Below are 16,900 nucleotides of genomic sequence, written 5' to 3'. Positions count from 1 at the left end.
CTTCTGTCGAAAATAACCTTGAAGTGTTAATTGGCAATTTGAAGCTTTCTTCTGCGGAACCGGAGCATCATAACATAGATAAACGGCACTAAAGCTGAGAACAATGCTAAACCACTCCATCCTGCTGCCTGCCAAAGCGGTGCTACCAGCGTACTTCCGGCTGCCATGCCAATATAGTAAGAAACCAGATACAAACTGGATGCACTTCCTTTGTGATGTGTGGCTTCTTTACCGACCGACGCAGCTGTCAGTGAATGGGCAGAAAAGAAACCGAGGCACATGACACAGTAACCCAGTACGATAAAAGGCAATTTCATTGGAATGGTAAGGAGACATCCGGCCGCCAGCAAAATCACCGCCGTTAAACGAACAGGATTCGTACCATACTTTCCGGCAAGTGACCCGGCGACAGGTGCGCCGACAATCCCGAATGCATAAGCAAAATACACATAAGATACTTGATCCAGTGTCAGTGAAAATGGCGTTGCAGTTAAATGGAACGGAAGGAATGTCCACATGCCTGTAAAACTGAGCTGCAGAACGATGCCAAGCCCAAATACAATCAGTAAATTGGGATTCCGTAAATGGTAGCCAAACCCTTCGATATCCTTCTTAATCGTTTCCACACTCGGCTGAAAGTTTGCTGACTTCGGCAGAACGATTATCAGCATAATAAAGACACCGGCGCCTAAGACAGCTAATGCCTGCAAGGCCAGCTCCCACGATCCGCGTTCCGTCAAATAACCGGTCACGAACCGGCCGAACATTCCACCGGTCCCGTTAAACGATATATAGAGTGCAGTTGCCACGCTCACTACCCGCCCGTGAATTTCTTCATTGATGTAGGCCAGTGCAGCGGCTAAAATACCGGCCATCGCAAATCCTTGGATAAATCGAAAGACCAGAATCACGGCAAATGAATTCGTTAGAAACATGGGGATAAATAAAAGTGCGGTCACTAAAATAGATGTTTTTACAAAAACAGATCTGCCCAGCCTGTCTGAATAGAAACCAAGGATGACGAGTCCTACAATCAAACCGATTGTATTGATCGACATCGTCAGACTGGCAGTAGATACAGAAACATCGAATTCTTCTGTGAAAACAGGGAGCAAGGGCTGCATGGAATACATGGCAGCAAAAATAAATACAGATGCTACGCCGAGCCCGACGACAATACGCCAAAAACGTGCTTCGCGCATGGTCGATTTAGTAAAATGAGTCATGATGCCACTTCCAGTCTATAATTTGCGAATAATGAAATTATAGCATTATATAGAAAACTTCTCATACTATTCCTTGCGTACCTCGAAATAAACAACAAAATTTCAAATTCAGCTGCATACTTTTCAAGTTTCCTCTCATGCTATATATCGGAGGTGGCAGACAAATGAACAAAATGGCAATGACCGCTGTTGGGCTTGGCGCACTTTACCTAATGCGAAACAAGCAGTCCCGGGAAAAACTCATGGAGCAAATCAATCAATTTGCAGGAATGAAGAACACACCGTAAGCCATACATTTGTTGTACACACCAAAAAAACCGGAAACCTCATAGGTTCCCGGTTTTTCTTCGCTTAATATTTGAATGTCCGCACTGCCGCCTGCAGATCTTCTGCCATTTGAGCCAGCGTATCTGAACCTGCGGCGATTTCCTCAATGGAAGCCGTCTGTTCTTCTGCAGCTGCTGCAATCGTTTGTGTGTGATCTGCTGATTGTTCTGCAATTTCTGTCGTCAGATCAATGGTTTGGACGATTAACTGTGCATCTGTAGAAATTTGTTCAACACCACCCGATACTTCTGTAATATCGGCAGTTACTTTATTGACAGCTGAGGCAATTGTACGGAAAGAACTGCCCGCTTCATTCACCAGACGGATTCCTTCCTCAACTGAAAGATTTCCTTTGCTGATTGCTTCTACTGATTCATCAATTTCTTCGCGAATTTCGAGGATAAGATGATTTACTTTATTCGCAGCCTGGGCGGATTGTTCTGCCAGTTTACGAACTTCATCCGCCACCACAGCGAAGCCTTTTCCGTGTTCGCCCGCTCTTGCTGCTTCAATAGCGGCATTTAGCGCCAATAAATTCGTCTGTTCCGCTACATTAGTGATCATCGAAACCATCTCGCCGATTTCATGAGATTTATTCCCTAATTCATTGACGACAGTTGCAGTGACGGCTGTTTCCTCCTGAATTAAATGAATGCGCTGAATGGCCTGATCGACGACATCCACACCGTCATTCGCAAGCATTGACGTTTCATTTGCTGTACTGGTAACACCCTGTACATGATGATTTAATTCTGCGATTTCTTTGGAAATATGTGTGACCAGCTCATTGGACTTCAATGTCTGCGTCACTTGATTTTCCGCACCGTATGCGACTTCCTGAATAGCGCTTGCCACTTGCTCAACAGCCAGGCTTGTCTGCTCACTGCTTGCGGACAGCTCTTCACTGGTCGCAGCGACTTGCATGGATGCATTAGAAACTTGATCGACCATACTGCGAAGATTAGCTGTCATCTTGCTGATCGATAGTGCCAGTTCACCTATTTCATCATGATTAGTAACGGTGATATCACGCTCGCGCAAGTCCCCTTCCGCCACTTCCCCGACGTGTTTCGTCAACCGGTGAAGAGGGTTTGATAAATGTCGTGCAAACCACACGATGAGTACAGTACCAAGTGCCAATGCAATAACTAGGACAACAGCCAGCATCTTCAAGACACCAGTTGCTCCTTCGTTGAAATCCATCAGGTAAGCGCCGGCATTGACGACCCATCCCCAGTTAGGATCCAGTTCCGTATAGACAATTTTAGGAGCGATCTGATCCTCTGTACCCGGAACCGCAAAATCAAATTCCAGGAATCCACCGCCTTTTTCTGCAGTTTTGATCGTTTCACGTGTCGTGTACATTCCATCCGGCGCCTGCGAATCAAATAAGTCTTTTCCTTCGAACATCGGATGGCCTACTCCCACACCCTGCTGATCCAAAATGAAAAAGTATCCGTACTCCCCCATATCCACGGTAGACTCAATCGTCCGCTTGCCGTCTGCCTGCATAGGTCCAATCAATTTCTGTTTGACTTGTTCCTGCGCTTCTTCCAATGTCAGATTGCCTTCTTCGACTTGCTGATTGGCCATGTCAATCAGCTGAAGCGCCAGCTGGACATCGTTTTTCAGTCCTTTGGCCCCAATGTCGTCCAGATTCTCTTTTGCCGTGCTGTAGCCCATGATGCCAATGATCAAACTTGGTACAATGAGAAGTATAGTCGTAATGGCTATTAATTTGCCCCGGATCGATAGTTTCATATGTATAGCCTCCTGTCTTACTTCTATTATCGCTTATAGGCTGTAAGAATCAATATCAATATGTTTCAAAATTGTAACCATTTATTAATACTAGATAATTTCTCATAGAGGCTGAGTCTTTACATCTATAGATTATAGTAAATTTTAACCGATAATACCAGTAAATATAGGGAAGAAGGGAGGCGGCGTTATGCTCGGGCAATGGAATGCTGCAGGATTGAATATATTACGCAATATGAATATCCATAACATGCAGGCGATGCGATCAATGGAACGTCTTTCATCCGGGATGCGGATCAACCGCGCAGGAGACGACCCTGCCGGTTTGGCAATATCTGAAAAAATGCGCGGACAGATTCGCGGTCTTGCGATGGCGCAACGCAATATCCAGGATTCGATTTCATTATTTCAGACAGCAGAAGGCGCGCTGAATGAAACGCATGATATGCTGCAGAGAATGCGTGAACTGAGTGTACAGGCAGCCAGCGATACATTAACGGATAATGATCGAAAACAAATCTCCCTGGAATTCGAAGAACTAAAAAAAGAAATACAGCGGACTGCAACGGATACACAGTTTAATACCATGCCGTTGCTTGACGGTTCCAGAAATTCAATAAAAGTGCAGGCAGGAGCAAATGCAGGTCAGTCCATTGAATTTTCAATCGGTGATATGAGAACTGCAGAACTCGGAATTAGCGGGGCATCCATCGATACACGTGAAGATGCAGACAAGGCAATTGGCCTGCTGGACAAGGCGATTTCTAAAGTTTCCTCCGAACGATCTAAAATGGGCGCTTACATGAACCGGCTTGAACATGCGTACAGCAATGCACAGACAATGGAAATGAATTTGACGGCAGCTGAATCCCGTATACGCGATGCAGATATCGCGAAAGAAATGATGGCGTTGACAAAAGCCAATATCTTATTGCAGGCAGGTCAATATGTACTGTCGCTCCATATGCAGCAGGCGCAATCGGTTCTTCAGCTGCTCCGTCAATAAACAGGATGTTTTCCTTTTTTCTAAAGTGGGTAATTATATACTAACTACAGAAACGGAGGAGATTTTCATGGACCACAAAGATCATGGTATGGAAGAAAAAATTAAAGGTGCAGGAAATAAAATGAAAGGCAGCGTAAAAGATGTTGCCGGAGATGTTATGAACGATACAAAAATGCAGGCTGAAGGCAAGCTGGATAAAGTAAAAGGTGAAGCCCAGCAAAAAATGGGTGAGGCAAAAGAACATTTCAGTGATGCGGAAGCACGCCGAGACCGCCCATAATAGATAATCAGAAGTCTGCTGTTGCTAACAGCAGGCTTTTTTTGTTCACAGTAAAAAAAGCTGCCCGGGAAGTCATTATGAATTGGATAATTTCCCGGACAGCTTTTTCTTATAAATTTGTTGTATCTATCCGGGGACTGTTTGGAATCGGCGTTCCTGCTTCCTCAATAGTTTCACCTTCAAGGCTTTCCCCGCTTGTTGTCTGCTGAGACGAACTGTCATGAGGATCGATGGTTGCCGCTCTCTCTTCATCAGTCAGCTTATCAACAAATAAAGCAATGCCGCCTTCAGCCAGATCGTTATAGAATGTCTTGGCTTCTGCTTTTGAAAATCCCATCTTAATGAAAATAGTCAGCATTTCATCTTTGCTGTTGAACAGCCTGCGTGTATGATCCCAAAGTGAGCCATCCTGTATGCCAATCAGTTCAATTTCGGAATCATCCTCCAGTATCTTCAAATCGTCCCGAACATTTGAAACTGCGCACATATGCCGTTTCGTGTACCCTTGCGCTTCCAATTCCGTTATTTTATACAGTACATTGTCAACGGAATGAAAAGTACCTGCATATTGTCTGTCCGCCATTATTGCACCTCCTTTACGGTATGTTCTATTTGTACCCGCCGCGCAGGTTCCTCACACCTTCACTGCCAGGTATTCATCCCAATTTCCTATGTGCATACTTTCACTTTTCCTGCACACGCTATTGGCATCAAATGAAAAGGAGTGATGTGTCAGTGGAAATGAAAAATAAAGTGGAGTCTGAAATTTCCAATATGAACGAGGAAAAGAAAGACCAGATCCTTGAGAACTTTAACCGATTTAAAGGCTTTTTATCGGATAAAGTAGAAAAAGGCGAAAATTTAGGACTCAGCGATGAACAGCTTGCAAAAACAACTGAATTTATCGCCAACTATTTATCGCGTCATGAAGAACCACGCAACAGAGAGCAATATTTATTGCAGGAACTGTGGGATTCAGGCTCTAAAGAAGAACAGCATTCTCTTGCGCATATGCTGTTGAAGATGGTTCGCCAAGCATAAAACGGAGGCGATACAAATGGCTGCCAGAGGCAACCCCGGTCCGAACATGAATACCGACATATATCGGTTAGTCCAAACACATCCTGAGAATTTAAATACCAATACAGTCAGTTTGTTCGATTTGCACGAAGATATGCAGACTGTTGACTCTATTTCACTTCCTGACCAGCGTAAAGACCTCATGAAAGAAAAAATTAATCATTCCCCGCGTTACAGTGGAGGCAGCCCTTCGGCTGACTATGGTGCTCCGAAATAATTCTCTGATAAAAGCCGCACAGTGCTGAACATTGTGCGGCTTTTCCTCATATTTCCTCGTTTCCTGTCGATATTTCCCGGGAAATTTTTCGCTGTATTCTTTCATCCGCTTACATATTTCCATGATATACTGATATCCGATGGAAACGGAGGTGCAGCATGTGAAACCTTGGATGTATCCGCTGCTTGTCGTGATTGGCGCAAGCTGTTACGGTATCTTATCAACAATTATTAAACTGGCAATTCAAGACGGCTTCACTGCTTCCGAGGCAGTAACAAGCCAATATTATACAGGCTTTCTTTTAGCTCTTATAATTTATCTCTTCACCCGCAAAGGCATACCGACTTTGCGCGGCAGCTTTCCGGTGCTTCTCGCCGGCCTGTTCACTGCTATTACCGGATCAGTATACGGAAAATCGGTGGAATACATGCCGGCTTCACTGGCTGTCGTACTGCTGTTCCAATTCACATGGATCGGCATGCTGTACGATTGCCTAGCCGCGCGGCGTCTGCCGAAGAAAGCGGAGGTCGTATCGCTTGTGTTTTTATTCGGCGGCACGGTTTTAGCTGCCGGCCTCATTGATGCGGATATCAGCGGCATTCCTTGGCAGGGATGGGCATTCGGATTCGCAGCGGCATTTAGTTTCGCCGCGTTCGTTATGGCGAATCAAAAACCGGTGCCCGGCATGGACGTCGTCACCCGGCTATTTCTGATGTCGTTCTATGCGGCGATTGCCATTACATTCTTCCAGTCCCCTGAAATCGTCTGGAACGGGAAACTCGGCGAAGGACTCTGGATTTACGGAGCAATCTTAGGCATTTTCGGCATCGTGCTGCCGATTTTTCTGTTTTCCGTCGGGGTTCCGAAAGTCGGCGGAGGCATGTCTTCTATTTTAAGCGCAGTTGAATTGCCGGTTGCTATTTTGGCTTCGATGCTTCTGCTTGGCGAACGATTGACATGGCTGCAATTCGCCGGTATTTTCCTCGTGCTGTCCGGCATGATTCTGCCCGCTTTGCTGCAGCGGTTTGCCCTGTCGAAAAGAAGGCAGCTGGAATGAAAAAAACGCTCGATTTTGAGCGTTTTTCAATTTGACATTAGATGATTATTTCTTGCGGGAGATGTTACTTAAGCTTTAAGGAAATAGCATCTGATCCTTGAGTTACCACGATATCTTGCTGTTCAGATTTTCCATCTGTATATGTTACATTTGCTGTAATGATTACATCGCCACTTATTACTTCATTGCCATCATGAGGAATGGCAAGAGAATATTGATGTTTTTCCTGTTCATTATAGTTCACTGTGTAGGTACTCCCCACTTCCTTTATACCCTGGTATTCATCTGAACTAGGCTCCCTCGTAATGAAATTGATCTTCTCTGCTTGCAGCCATTCCCTGTCAATATACTCTTTATATGTGAATAAAACGTCTTCAATAAACTTCCCCCCGCTTAAAGTATAAGTGATGGTGTCAATCTGTTCTCCAGTTATCTTGAGCCGGATATCTGTAAAAATTAAATTAGCTCCGTCGCCGCTTATACTCAAAATACGATCCATTCTATCTTCTGTTGCTAAGTCAATAGTCGCTTTCTCGGATGTAATAGTAGTTGTATTTAACTCTTTCCCATCATCACTCAATGCATAAGCTGTAATCGAAAAATTTGTCACTTCTCCACTCTTAGTAAGATACGGCATGCCTATCATAATAGCTAAAAGGATACCAAATGCACAGGCTGCCGAAATCCATCTTTTATCATTCACTGGAACCGATTTTTTCTTTCCAATATTCTCTTTCACGCGATCTTCCATAGCTTTTGACATTTCAATAGAAGTCACGGCATCTTTAATCTTCTCAAAATCCATATTCATTCTCCTTTCGATAGCTTTCTCGAAGAATCTCTCTTCCTCGTTGTAACCTCTTTTTCACGGCTGACGTCGTAATAGCAAGAATTTTCGCTATTTCATCGACTTTATAGCCCTCTACATAATGAAGTAACAAGACTACTTTAGGTTTAGTTGGCAATCTCATGAGATGATCGAGTAAATCATGGTTTTTATCATTCTTGGAGTATAGTTGTAAATTATTGATATCTAGATGTTTACGAATAATATTGTACCTTCTCATATTCTTGCAGCGATTTGTGGCAATTGTTATTAACCAAGCTTTCTCATGTTCTGAATCGTTAAAAGCTGGAGATTTCGTTAGATAAGTAATGAAAGTGTCTTGTACGGCATCCTCCGCATCTTTTTCATTACATAAAATAACAAGACAAATACTAAATAGCATATTGCCATATGTATCAACAATTCGCTCTGCATCTGGCTCAGCCGACCAAACTAGTTGCAACATCCCTCAACTCCTTTCACTACTAACACACTTGAAGATACCGAATGGTGACTTTTTATTTTTGAAATAATTTATCCATATGAGCCCAACAACGACTGACATAAGTAATTTTCACACAAAGAAGTGCTTAGTCCATTGGAAACTAAGCACTTCTTTATTACTTCGGTATTCAAATATTCAACAAATATCTCCGAATACAACGATTTGGTCTTATTATGAAAAGTGTCTCTGAGCTTTCTTTAACTTCTGGAAGTAAACTTCTTGTATATATCTATTCGCTTTCGGTTTTTTTGCCATCTCTGTTTTCCATAACGAAAAAAACAAAAAGTGTTATGAGAATCACAAATGGAGTTGTACTAGGCTCCATTAACCCTAAGTTCGGCAATACTAAAGACAGAAGTATCAGTGAAGACGCTACTAAACGAACGATAACAAGGTTTTTAGGATGTTTTTTATTATCCAAATTACTTCCTCCTTTTCTTAGTATATCTCTAACAATATAGCTCGATTCTTCAGTATAGAGCGTATACTTATTTCAGAATTGTGCCTTTTAGCTGCATAACATTCGGGGTTATTTATTTACAGTATAATGTAATTCAACAAATTGATTGAAAGTTCTAGTACCTCTAAGCGAAAGATCTAACTGGTAATCCCCTGCTTTAAATAAGGGAATTCCCTCTCCGATGATTATTGGTGCCACTGTCACAATCAGATCATCGACTAACTTTTCTTTTATAAACGTATATAGTATGTCTCCACCACCAACTATCCAGATATCTTTACCATCTTCTTTTTTCAAATTATTAGTAAAATCAACAATATCTCCATTTACAAATGTAACGTCTTTAGTATTCGTTATTGATGACCTAGAAAAAACGTAACTATCTTTATTTGAATAAGGGAATTGACCTTTCTCTTGTTCCATAACCCAATCATATGTCCTTTTACCCATTAAGACTGTATCTACAGTTTTAAAAAACTTCGAATAACCATTATCTCCTTCGCCCTCAACCTTAAATAACCAATCAAGAGAGTCATCTTTTGTTGCGATATAACCATCTAAACTTTGAGCAATAAATAATACTAACTTCCGCTGTTTTTTCATAATAATCCTCCAAACCACTCCCGAAAAGGGAATATACGTTCCTAATGATATTAGCAGAGCGACGCCACTAATTCAATTCATCAAAATGACCCTTTTACGGCACAATCCTTATTCCAAAATTGCCCCTGATAACAGTAAACCCTTTAATTATCTAAATCATTATCAAGAAATGATTTTTTATTCACTACAGACTCGGGTGTTCTTTCGATTGATTGTCCCACCACAGACTTGTTAATTCCTTCTTTGACTGCTTTATAAATCACTAGATAAAGAATGAATAATCCTATAATCCAGAGAATAATCATCCCAAAAATCTGACTTACCATTATCTCTCACTCCATTCTTAGCTATTATCTAAAATCTTCAGCAATGAACTAACAGAAGAGAGTACATCTTTTGTTTTGTCATTTTACCTGTCCACATTTAGCATTGTTGAAAGAGCGTACATACTTTTCCAGAAAATACGCTCATGGGCTTTAAGGAATAAAGTTGGTTTGTAAGAAGCACACCTCCAGTTTGTAGAATGAACCTTTGCGTCTCTTTACCCCGAATCTTTCGTAATAATTCTTACCACTTTACCATACGTTCCCTGATCTCTCAGTCATTTGATTGGCAGGAATGAAAAAAACGCTCAGTTTTGAGCGTTTCTTGTTTCTATCTTTTCTCTTTGAACGGATGTATCCTTACACTGAACAGTTCTTATTTCTTAACCAGCTCAATTTCAATCGGTTCAAGCATCACTGTTTCGTTTTTATTTCCACTGCCATTATACATATAGATTTCCGGCGTAAAAATTAGAGAGGTTGCCTCTTTGTCGATTTTTTTCAGAGTCGTGCTAAAGTGGTAATCCTGGCCATTTTCACTGAACCCACCATTGCCATTGGACAAATATTCATTCCCCAGATTATCTTTCACTGCCAGATCGGCCGTGACCCATTCCCATTCATCCGTTACCGCAGAATCAACTTTCTGACTGTATTCGATGATTGTCGAGATCTCGGTGAAGCGAATTTCCTCAATAGTTATTTTAACACCTCGTTTGGCAGCCGACTGGTCAACCAGCTGAACATCGCCCGTCACCGGCTTCAGCTTAAAGTGAAATTCCCAGTCTCCTGCTGTTTCTTTCATCGTGTCATAATTCACGATACTGTCTGGAACCCAGCTGACGTCGACGAAATCTGGTTTCTTGTCAAAGTCTGGAGTAGTCGTGATCATACCGACATACTTATTGTCCGCCACCTTCTTCAACGCCGTGGAAGTTCCTGAAGAACCATTGGTGTGTTTTATATCCATTGGTGAATTGACGCCTGCATTTTGCCCCAGTTCTTTTGCGGTTTCAACAGAGTAGGTAAGTGTGACCGTCTTTCCGTCATACACCGCCCGATCCACCATGATGGTAATCCCTTTACTCGTCTGTGACTCGGCAATGTCGACAGCATATTCTTCATAATCGGTGTAAAATCCATCTTGGTCTTCGTTGAATATAGAGAAGATATTGCTGACGATCGGGATTTGGCTGGCAAGTGTCGGGAAGCCGATGCCGACTGCCGTCACTGACGCTACAGTGATGACTGCCGCAGCCGCCACATTCCGCCAGACTCTCGGAACACGTCTCCTCCGCTGTATTTTCATTCGCACTTGCTGCTTCATCGCCTCTTTTTCTTCCTCAGACACGTCCATCGGCTCGATTTCCTCCTCGCTCTTCAGCTCGTTGAACCGCTTATAAAGAGATTTCATATGCATTCTCCTCCCCATTCGCTCTTCATTAAAATAGATAGCTGCTTTTTGCCGCGATACAGCCGGTTATCGACTGCCGCCTTAGTCACGCGCAGGGATTCCGCAATTTCCCCATTCGACATATCCAGAAAATATTTCATTGTGAAAATATCTCGGTCCATTTCATTCAGCTTGCTCATCGCCATCAATAATTCTTCCTGCTCCTCTTTCGCCAGAAGTTCGCCTGCTGCATTGCTGTCGCTGATGAAATACATGTCATCCATCCCCTGTTCCCGATTATTCCGTTTCTCCATCCGCCGGTACTGATCAATCGCTTTGTACTTTGCGACCATGCAGATCCACTTTTTAAAATCTTCTGCTTCCCCTTCGAACTGATCGCTGTTCTCCCATACCGCCAGAAATACATCACTGATGCACTCCTCAATGTCCGCGTCTTTCTGCAAGGGGCCGAGCACTTTATACACCACTGCTTTGACGACGGGCAAATAAGCATCCACGATATATTCCACCGCATCTTCTTTTTTGCGTTTCAGCCGTCGGATAAAATTTCTCTCTGTCGATTTCATCAGCAATTCTCCTTGAAAAACTGTTCTCACTTACTACAACGAATGAACACATCAAGTATTCTCATAAAAATTTAAAAAAGTCCTCACGTCTCCGGTGAGGACTCATCAAGTTCTATAGGCGTTTCCCAATCCATCCTGCGCAGCGCTGCAATCAGCGCCAGCAGAACAATATCCATCGCAATAACCATCAGACTGAAAAACAAGAATACTGACGACCACTCACTGCCGCCGACATTTAACGAAAATGCGGTGAGCAGCATCATCACAAAATGAATACCCATATACCACACATACGTTATTTGCACGCGCTGGCGCAACCGGCTCTGTCCGACATTCTGAATGGCTGACTTCCAAGCCCCGAATAAATAATAGACCGTTATCACCTTCCAAATGAACAAGCCTTCTGCATACAGCATCCACAAGCCGCCCGTCACTTCAGACAAGTTCACGAAAACGCCCGGCACAGAAATCAGTATGCCGATAAAGGCCGCCTTTTCCGCTTTCTTTGCTGTAGGAAAACGGTCAGTCATAAGTCCCGCACCCAAATAAATCAGATAATAGCCAATCGGATCCGCCAGCAAATCGATGCCGAACTGAATCCGGAAAAAAATAAAAATATAGCCCCAGAACATCAGGCGAAATGCTTTATTCAATCGATTTCGCCTCCGTTCGCTTCTTTATCAGCTGCTTTATTTCCTCTCCGGTAAACTGCGGATAGGAGATATAGCTGGCTATTGTTGTAAAAGGCTCGTTTGCAGCTGTTTTTCCTGCTACTTCAATATCCATCTGCAAAACGCCCCGCAGCTTGAGATCTGCTGCGCTGGTGATGGTCAAACGCTCGCCTTTCTCCATATCAAACGGAAACTGAGCGGTCCGTACGTCTATTCCAGGAACATTCTGCCAGGACTTTTCTTCATACTCTGACATCCCTTCAGGCATAGCTCCTTGATCCAGTGAATGTTCACGCATATACAGCTTGATGAAAAATTGATTTTGCAGTACGTCATCAAAAGAAGTCTTCACCGATTCTATCGTGACGTCCTCACCCGGCAACAACTGCGTTTTTTCGTACTCTCCACTGGCACTTGACTGATCTGTAAACGGCTGGGCGCCAAATTCAGGCCGCAGAACCGTAATTTGCCCGATCTCCGTCTGAACAGTTGAACCGTCCGTAAAGTTAACCGTTATTTCACGGAACTTCTGCGCCTCTGTCACGGCAGGCGGCTGATTCATCTGCAGCGTCACACGGCGTAAAGAATAGCGGCCATATTGATCGACCTCTTCAAATTCAGGGTCTGTGCCAAAGTGTTCGGGAGCACCTTGCCAATCTCCCAGCTCCACTGATTGTATAGTCGAGCGGCCCTCTTTATTGGCCAGGTAATAGATTGAAAAATACGGGTTTTGCTCCCACCAGACATCTATATAATGGTCGACAAAGATAGGATGGGCGAGCTTTTTTGATTCTGCATAGGCAAAATTAGCAGCCCAGCTGATGAGAATGATTGTCATGATGACCCAGAACGGCCGCATTTTCATTTACTCCACCCCTTACAGTGACTGAAGAAACGCAGTCAGATCACGCTGGTTTTTAGGCGTCACGCCATGCCCGTCACCATACGTCTTAAACGTCACATTTGCCCCGAGGGATTCAAAATAGTCTTTGCTTTCCACACCCGACTGAGAAGGTATGACATAATCATAGTCCCCGTGCGAAATGAACACTTGTAATTGATCAACTGGCTGCTTTGCATATTCATTCTTCACAAAGTCGGGGATATAGCCGCTGAGCGCTGCTACTCCATGTAAAGATGGAATCATAGACAAACCAAGCGTTTGTGCAAGCACCGCTCCCTGACTGAATCCGACGGCCGTCAAGCGGTCTGGATCCAAGTCAAATTCCGTTATCGCTTCCCGGATGAATGCCTGGATGTAAACCACTACTTTATCAAATACTTCACGCACCGGTTTGCCTTCTTCTTCGATTGTAAAAAATGCATAGCCGGGTGCATGAACTACCGGCCCCCTTAAACTGAATATATGATGGCTGTCTTGGAAGTCCGAGACAAGTTGAGGAAGGTCTCCTTCATGACTGCCCATGCCATGAAACAAGAATATTGCCGGCTGCTTCCCCTCTTTTTCTGCAGGTGCTGTATGCGTAAACGTAAATGGTGATTGCATCTGTATTCCCCCTTTTCTTCTTCCATTCTTTTTTATAGTTTACCATAGAAAAAAACGCCTGCCATGATTACCCGGCAGACGTCTTCAAATCCTTATTTCTTTTCAGCGGGAGCAAGTACTTCATCCCAATTAATTGTGCCGTCTTTAATTTGATCGCGGCGCTCTTTCGTCATGGTATCATTCGGACGTCCGCCGTTCGGCCAGTCCTTATCATGATTTTTCCATTCAGGACGGTCTTTTGACAGTATGAAAGCTGCCAGGTCACTTGCTTCCTGATCTGAAAGTGTGTTTTTCTGACCCACCGGCATATTTTTCTGTACATAACCGGCCATTTTCGTCATACGCGCTATTCCTGCACCGTCGTTGAATGAACCATCACCCCATAATTTCGGACCTGTGTTCGAACCGGTTCCCTCGCCGTTATCTCCGTGACAAGCTATACAAGAAGCCTGATATAGCTCTTCACCATTCTCTACGTCTGGAGTCGGCAACTCATCGATACTGTTCTGGTGACGCCAATCCAATTCAGCTCCCACCGGTATACCTTCAGAAATATACGTTAAATAGGCCACCATTGCATCCAGATCTTCATCGTCTGCTGCAAATTTCTGACCATCCATACTTCTTACCATACAGCCGTTAATGCGTTCTTCCAATGTTACCATCTGTCCAGAGCGTCCAATATACATTGGATAGACCGCGGACATACCGACCATTGAAGAAACTCCTTCATCTGTTCCTGCTCCTGCGTGACAGCTTGTACAGGACAATTCATTTACACGTGCAATTCCGTCTTCCACTGACGCTGCTTCTGAGCGCAGTACATTTGATGTATCATCAAACAAGTCAAATCCTCGTTTGATTGCTTCCCCTTCAGGTCCATCCGGTACATCATCCATTGATGGCGGGTTGTGTTGAATTCCAGCTACTTCTTGTGTTGTTTCTTCATTTTCAGGAGTTTCTGACGCTTGATCCTTGTTGACACGGATTTGATTACCCATCAATGCGATGACAACCAAACAGACGATGACAATAAAACCCAAGACTAACGATGTTGTTCGTTTCATGTGTACTCCTCCTTTTTTCTACATTTTTTTCATCTCTTGCACTACAAACTTACCATATCTCGTAGAGTCGGTCTATGTCATTTCTGACTTAAAGTCAGTATGAATTATGTCAAAAGCCTGCTATGTAGGTGTTTCCTGTACTGGAAATTTTTTGTGACAAATTACAAAACAGACGGCGACAGAACGCCGCCATCTGTTTATTCCACTATATAACCGTCCCGCATCGTAATAATGCGGTCTGCGTACGGCAGCATTTCCTCATCATGTGTAACCATCAAAGTCGTTAAGTTCAGTGTTCTTGTTAGTTCCTGCAGCAGTTCCATGACGCCTTTCGAACGCTTTGTATCGAGACTTGCCGTCGGTTCATCTGCGAACAAAATTTTCGGACGGTGAATGATGGCACGCGCAATTGCCACACGCTGACGCTCCCCTCCGGATAAAGAAGACGGATAGGCATCTTTTCGATGTTCCATATCGACCAGCTGTAAAATTTCAGCAATCGCTTTTGCCTGCTCTTTTTTATTAATTTTTGTTTCAGAGACATCCAGCATCAACTGCAGCTGCTCTTCTACTGTCAAGAAGGGCACAAGATGAGAGGACTGGAAGACAAAGCCGAAATCTGTAGCGCGTATATGACGGATTTCTTCTTGGCTCATCTTTGTCATATCTTTTCCTTCAAACATGATCTCTCCGCCAGATGCTCTTTGCAAACCTGCAGCAATCGTCAGGATGGTTGACTTGCCCGAGCCAGACGGGCCTACAAGTGCCGTAATTTCTCCTTCTTTCAGCGATAAGTTGACACCTTTTAAAATCTCTTCTTCAATTTCACCGTTCGTAAAGGTTTTTTTCACTTCATCTATAGTAAAGGCAGACATGTTACATCTCTCCTTGTTGAATCGCCTGAAGCGGTTCGATTTTTTTGATTTGGAAACCGGAAATCGTAGCACCTATGAAACCGACGGCTAAAAATACGGCTGACAACATGAGAACAGTATCCATTGTTAAGTGGAACGGCATGCCTTCAGGTGCGATAAAGCTGAATCCTTGGCTAAGCAGGATGGAAAGCGCCAAAGCCACAATTGTAATGACGATCATTTGATACCAGATCATCTTGAACAATGATAGTGTTTTCATACCGATTGCTTTCAAGATACCGTACAAACCGATTTTCTGAACGTTCATCATATAGAAGAAAATCGCAAACAGCATACCACTGATAATCACAAGGAACCACACGATCATGTTAAGTGACATCTGTTCCGCACTGTAACTAGGGATGGCATTTAAGAACTCTTTATTCGAAAAAGCCTCAAGCCCGCTGATTGCCGGCGTCTCTTTTCCAGGAATGAAGATTGTCTGCATTTCCATCACACGATAGATTTCCTGATAGTTTTTCATGTGAATGAATGCGACCGGTGCGTGACTGTATTTCTGCTGGTCAACAAATCCTTTGACGGTGAATTCGCCGCTGAATTGATTGTTGGTCAGCACATCGCCGACTTTGATTCCTTTATCCTTCAATGAATTGTCCAGAACGATTTCGCCTTCTTTAACATTTTCGAACAATTTGGAATCCGTAGATGCAACGAAAGCTACGCTGTGCTGCTTGTCTTCGCTGTCGTTGACGAAGCCCATCTGCACCGAGAATGCTGTTGCTCCCGGGTTATCTGCCAACGTTTTCTTTTGTACCTCTTCATCTATTTTCGATAAGTTATAAGTTTGGTCTGCATCTTTGTCTAAGTAAAATTGTCCTTCCGGCAAATCCTTGATGAGTGCCGCATTATCCTGCGACAGCCCGTTAGCCAGTCCTGAGATGATGAACGTCAGGAAACTGACGAGGAATATGATGGATCCGAGGATCAGGAATTTCGCTTTACTTTTCTTCATTTCTTTCCATGCTATTTTCATGGATACCGCCTCCGTGTTTTGTGTATACCTGTATCTTACCCAATGAAGATGAACGCAAAATGAACTGGGCATTATAAATGAGCTCTTCACCAAAAC

General features: G+C 43.5%; 22 protein-coding genes. 6 read left to right on the top strand and 16 right to left on the bottom strand.

Going from position 1 to position 16,900, the window contains the following annotated elements:
- Window positions 1-26: 26 nt before the first annotated feature.
- On the bottom strand, window positions 27-1,226 hold the full coding sequence (locus NCCP2331_RS02490; protein ID WP_251668256.1) for an MFS transporter: 1,200 nt from the start codon (window positions 1,224-1,226) through the stop codon (window positions 27-29).
- A gap of 164 nt (window positions 1,227-1,390) precedes the next feature.
- On the opposite strand from NCCP2331_RS02490, the gene NCCP2331_RS18370 reads away from it, so the two are divergent.
- The gene (locus NCCP2331_RS18370) at window positions 1,391-1,513 is read left to right on the top strand and encodes a hypothetical protein (RefSeq protein ID WP_255425152.1); all 123 of its coding nucleotides are present in this window, start codon (window positions 1,391-1,393) and stop codon (window positions 1,511-1,513) included.
- A 64-nt stretch (window positions 1,514-1,577) separates the two neighbouring features.
- Here NCCP2331_RS18370 and NCCP2331_RS02485 read toward each other — a convergent pair whose 3' ends face one another.
- The gene (locus NCCP2331_RS02485; protein ID WP_251668254.1) at window positions 1,578-3,314 is read right to left on the bottom strand and encodes a methyl-accepting chemotaxis protein; all 1,737 of its coding nucleotides are present in this window, start codon (window positions 3,312-3,314) and stop codon (window positions 1,578-1,580) included.
- Window positions 3,315-3,504: 190 nt separating this feature from the next.
- Here NCCP2331_RS02485 and NCCP2331_RS02480 point away from each other — a divergent pair, with 190 nt between their 5' ends.
- Both NCCP2331_RS02480 and NCCP2331_RS02475 read left to right on the top strand, forming a co-directional pair.
- The gene (locus NCCP2331_RS02480; RefSeq protein WP_251668252.1) at window positions 3,505-4,320 is read left to right on the top strand and encodes a flagellin N-terminal helical domain-containing protein; all 816 of its coding nucleotides are present in this window, start codon (window positions 3,505-3,507) and stop codon (window positions 4,318-4,320) included.
- Window positions 4,321-4,387: 67 nt separating this feature from the next.
- Entirely contained in the window at window positions 4,388-4,600 is a 213-nt protein-coding gene (locus NCCP2331_RS02475) for a CsbD family protein (protein ID WP_153723563.1), read from the top strand.
- Window positions 4,601-4,709: 109 nt separating this feature from the next.
- Here the strand turns inward: NCCP2331_RS02475 and NCCP2331_RS02470 are convergent, their stop codons facing one another.
- Window positions 4,710-5,183: a YflT domain-containing protein gene (locus NCCP2331_RS02470; RefSeq protein ID WP_251668250.1), complete on the bottom strand. Its 474-nt coding sequence runs from the start codon at window positions 5,181-5,183 to the stop codon at window positions 4,710-4,712.
- Window positions 5,184-5,341: 158 nt separating this feature from the next.
- On the opposite strand from NCCP2331_RS02470, the gene NCCP2331_RS02465 reads away from it, so the two are divergent.
- From NCCP2331_RS02465 to NCCP2331_RS02455, 3 genes are all read left to right on the top strand, one after another.
- Window positions 5,342-5,641 carry a DUF3243 domain-containing protein gene (locus NCCP2331_RS02465; protein ID WP_228551158.1) on the top strand — a complete coding sequence of 100 codons (300 nt, stop codon included), beginning with the start codon at window positions 5,342-5,344 and terminating at the stop codon, window positions 5,639-5,641.
- A 16-nt stretch (window positions 5,642-5,657) separates the two neighbouring features.
- On the top strand, window positions 5,658-5,897 hold the full coding sequence (locus NCCP2331_RS02460) for a hypothetical protein (RefSeq protein ID WP_153723560.1): 240 nt from the start codon (window positions 5,658-5,660) through the stop codon (window positions 5,895-5,897).
- A gap of 160 nt (window positions 5,898-6,057) precedes the next feature.
- Window positions 6,058-6,954, top strand: coding sequence for an EamA family transporter (locus tag NCCP2331_RS02455; RefSeq protein ID WP_251668248.1), 897 nt, complete (start codon window positions 6,058-6,060; stop codon window positions 6,952-6,954).
- A gap of 64 nt (window positions 6,955-7,018) precedes the next feature.
- Here NCCP2331_RS02455 and NCCP2331_RS02450 read toward each other — a convergent pair whose 3' ends face one another.
- The 13 genes from NCCP2331_RS02450 to NCCP2331_RS02390 all read right to left on the bottom strand — a co-directional run bounded on the left by NCCP2331_RS02450 (window position 7,019) and on the right by NCCP2331_RS02390 (window position 16,804).
- Window positions 7,019-7,759 (bottom strand): hypothetical protein, encoded by a 741-nt coding sequence (locus NCCP2331_RS02450; protein WP_251668246.1) that lies wholly within the window; start codon window positions 7,757-7,759, stop codon window positions 7,019-7,021.
- Entirely contained in the window at window positions 7,749-8,246 is a 498-nt protein-coding gene (locus tag NCCP2331_RS02445; RefSeq protein ID WP_251668244.1) for an RNA polymerase sigma factor, read from the bottom strand. Before NCCP2331_RS02445 ends, NCCP2331_RS02450 begins: the two co-directional genes overlap by 11 nt.
- 268 nt (window positions 8,247-8,514) lie before the next feature.
- Window positions 8,515-8,706 (bottom strand): hypothetical protein, encoded by a 192-nt coding sequence (locus tag NCCP2331_RS02440; protein WP_251668242.1) that lies wholly within the window; start codon window positions 8,704-8,706, stop codon window positions 8,515-8,517.
- Between the two features lie 108 nt (window positions 8,707-8,814).
- A complete protein-coding gene (locus tag NCCP2331_RS02435) occupies window positions 8,815-9,348 on the bottom strand; it encodes a dihydrofolate reductase family protein (RefSeq protein ID WP_251668240.1) in 534 nt (177 codons plus the stop codon).
- A 143-nt stretch (window positions 9,349-9,491) separates the two neighbouring features.
- Window positions 9,492-9,674, bottom strand: a complete 183-nt coding sequence (locus NCCP2331_RS02430; RefSeq protein ID WP_251668238.1) for a hypothetical protein — start codon at window positions 9,672-9,674, stop codon at window positions 9,492-9,494.
- A gap of 373 nt (window positions 9,675-10,047) precedes the next feature.
- On the bottom strand, window positions 10,048-11,085 hold the full coding sequence (locus tag NCCP2331_RS02425) for a DUF4179 domain-containing protein (protein WP_251668236.1): 1,038 nt from the start codon (window positions 11,083-11,085) through the stop codon (window positions 10,048-10,050).
- Window positions 11,082-11,651, bottom strand: a complete 570-nt coding sequence (locus NCCP2331_RS02420; protein ID WP_251668234.1) for a sigma-70 family RNA polymerase sigma factor — start codon at window positions 11,649-11,651, stop codon at window positions 11,082-11,084. Before NCCP2331_RS02420 ends, NCCP2331_RS02425 begins: the two co-directional genes overlap by 4 nt.
- 83 nt (window positions 11,652-11,734) lie before the next feature.
- On the bottom strand, window positions 11,735-12,304 hold the full coding sequence (locus NCCP2331_RS02415) for a hypothetical protein (protein ID WP_251668232.1): 570 nt from the start codon (window positions 12,302-12,304) through the stop codon (window positions 11,735-11,737).
- A complete protein-coding gene (locus tag NCCP2331_RS02410) occupies window positions 12,297-13,187 on the bottom strand; it encodes a hypothetical protein (RefSeq protein WP_251668231.1) in 891 nt (296 codons plus the stop codon). Before NCCP2331_RS02410 ends, NCCP2331_RS02415 begins: the two co-directional genes overlap by 8 nt.
- Window positions 13,188-13,199: 12 nt before the next feature.
- Window positions 13,200-13,829, bottom strand: coding sequence for an alpha/beta hydrolase (locus NCCP2331_RS02405; protein WP_251668230.1), 630 nt, complete (start codon window positions 13,827-13,829; stop codon window positions 13,200-13,202).
- Window positions 13,830-13,921: 92 nt separating this feature from the next.
- Window positions 13,922-14,896, bottom strand: coding sequence for a c-type cytochrome (locus NCCP2331_RS02400; RefSeq protein WP_251668229.1), 975 nt, complete (start codon window positions 14,894-14,896; stop codon window positions 13,922-13,924).
- A 197-nt stretch (window positions 14,897-15,093) separates the two neighbouring features.
- On the bottom strand, window positions 15,094-15,771 hold the full coding sequence (locus tag NCCP2331_RS02395; RefSeq protein WP_153723159.1) for an ABC transporter ATP-binding protein: 678 nt from the start codon (window positions 15,769-15,771) through the stop codon (window positions 15,094-15,096).
- A 1-nt stretch (window position 15,772) separates the two neighbouring features.
- Complete coding sequence (locus NCCP2331_RS02390) at window positions 15,773-16,804, bottom strand: ABC transporter permease (protein WP_153723158.1); 1,032 nt, start codon at window positions 16,802-16,804, stop codon at window positions 15,773-15,775.
- Between the last annotated feature and the right edge of the window lie 96 nt (window positions 16,805-16,900).

The organism is Sporosarcina sp. NCCP-2331 (assembly GCF_023707945.1).
Taxonomy (GTDB): domain Bacteria; phylum Bacillota; class Bacilli; order Bacillales_A; family Planococcaceae; genus Sporosarcina; species Sporosarcina cascadiensis.
Note: the sequence above shows the minus strand (reverse complement) of the source record. Positions and strands in the feature narration are given on the sequence as shown.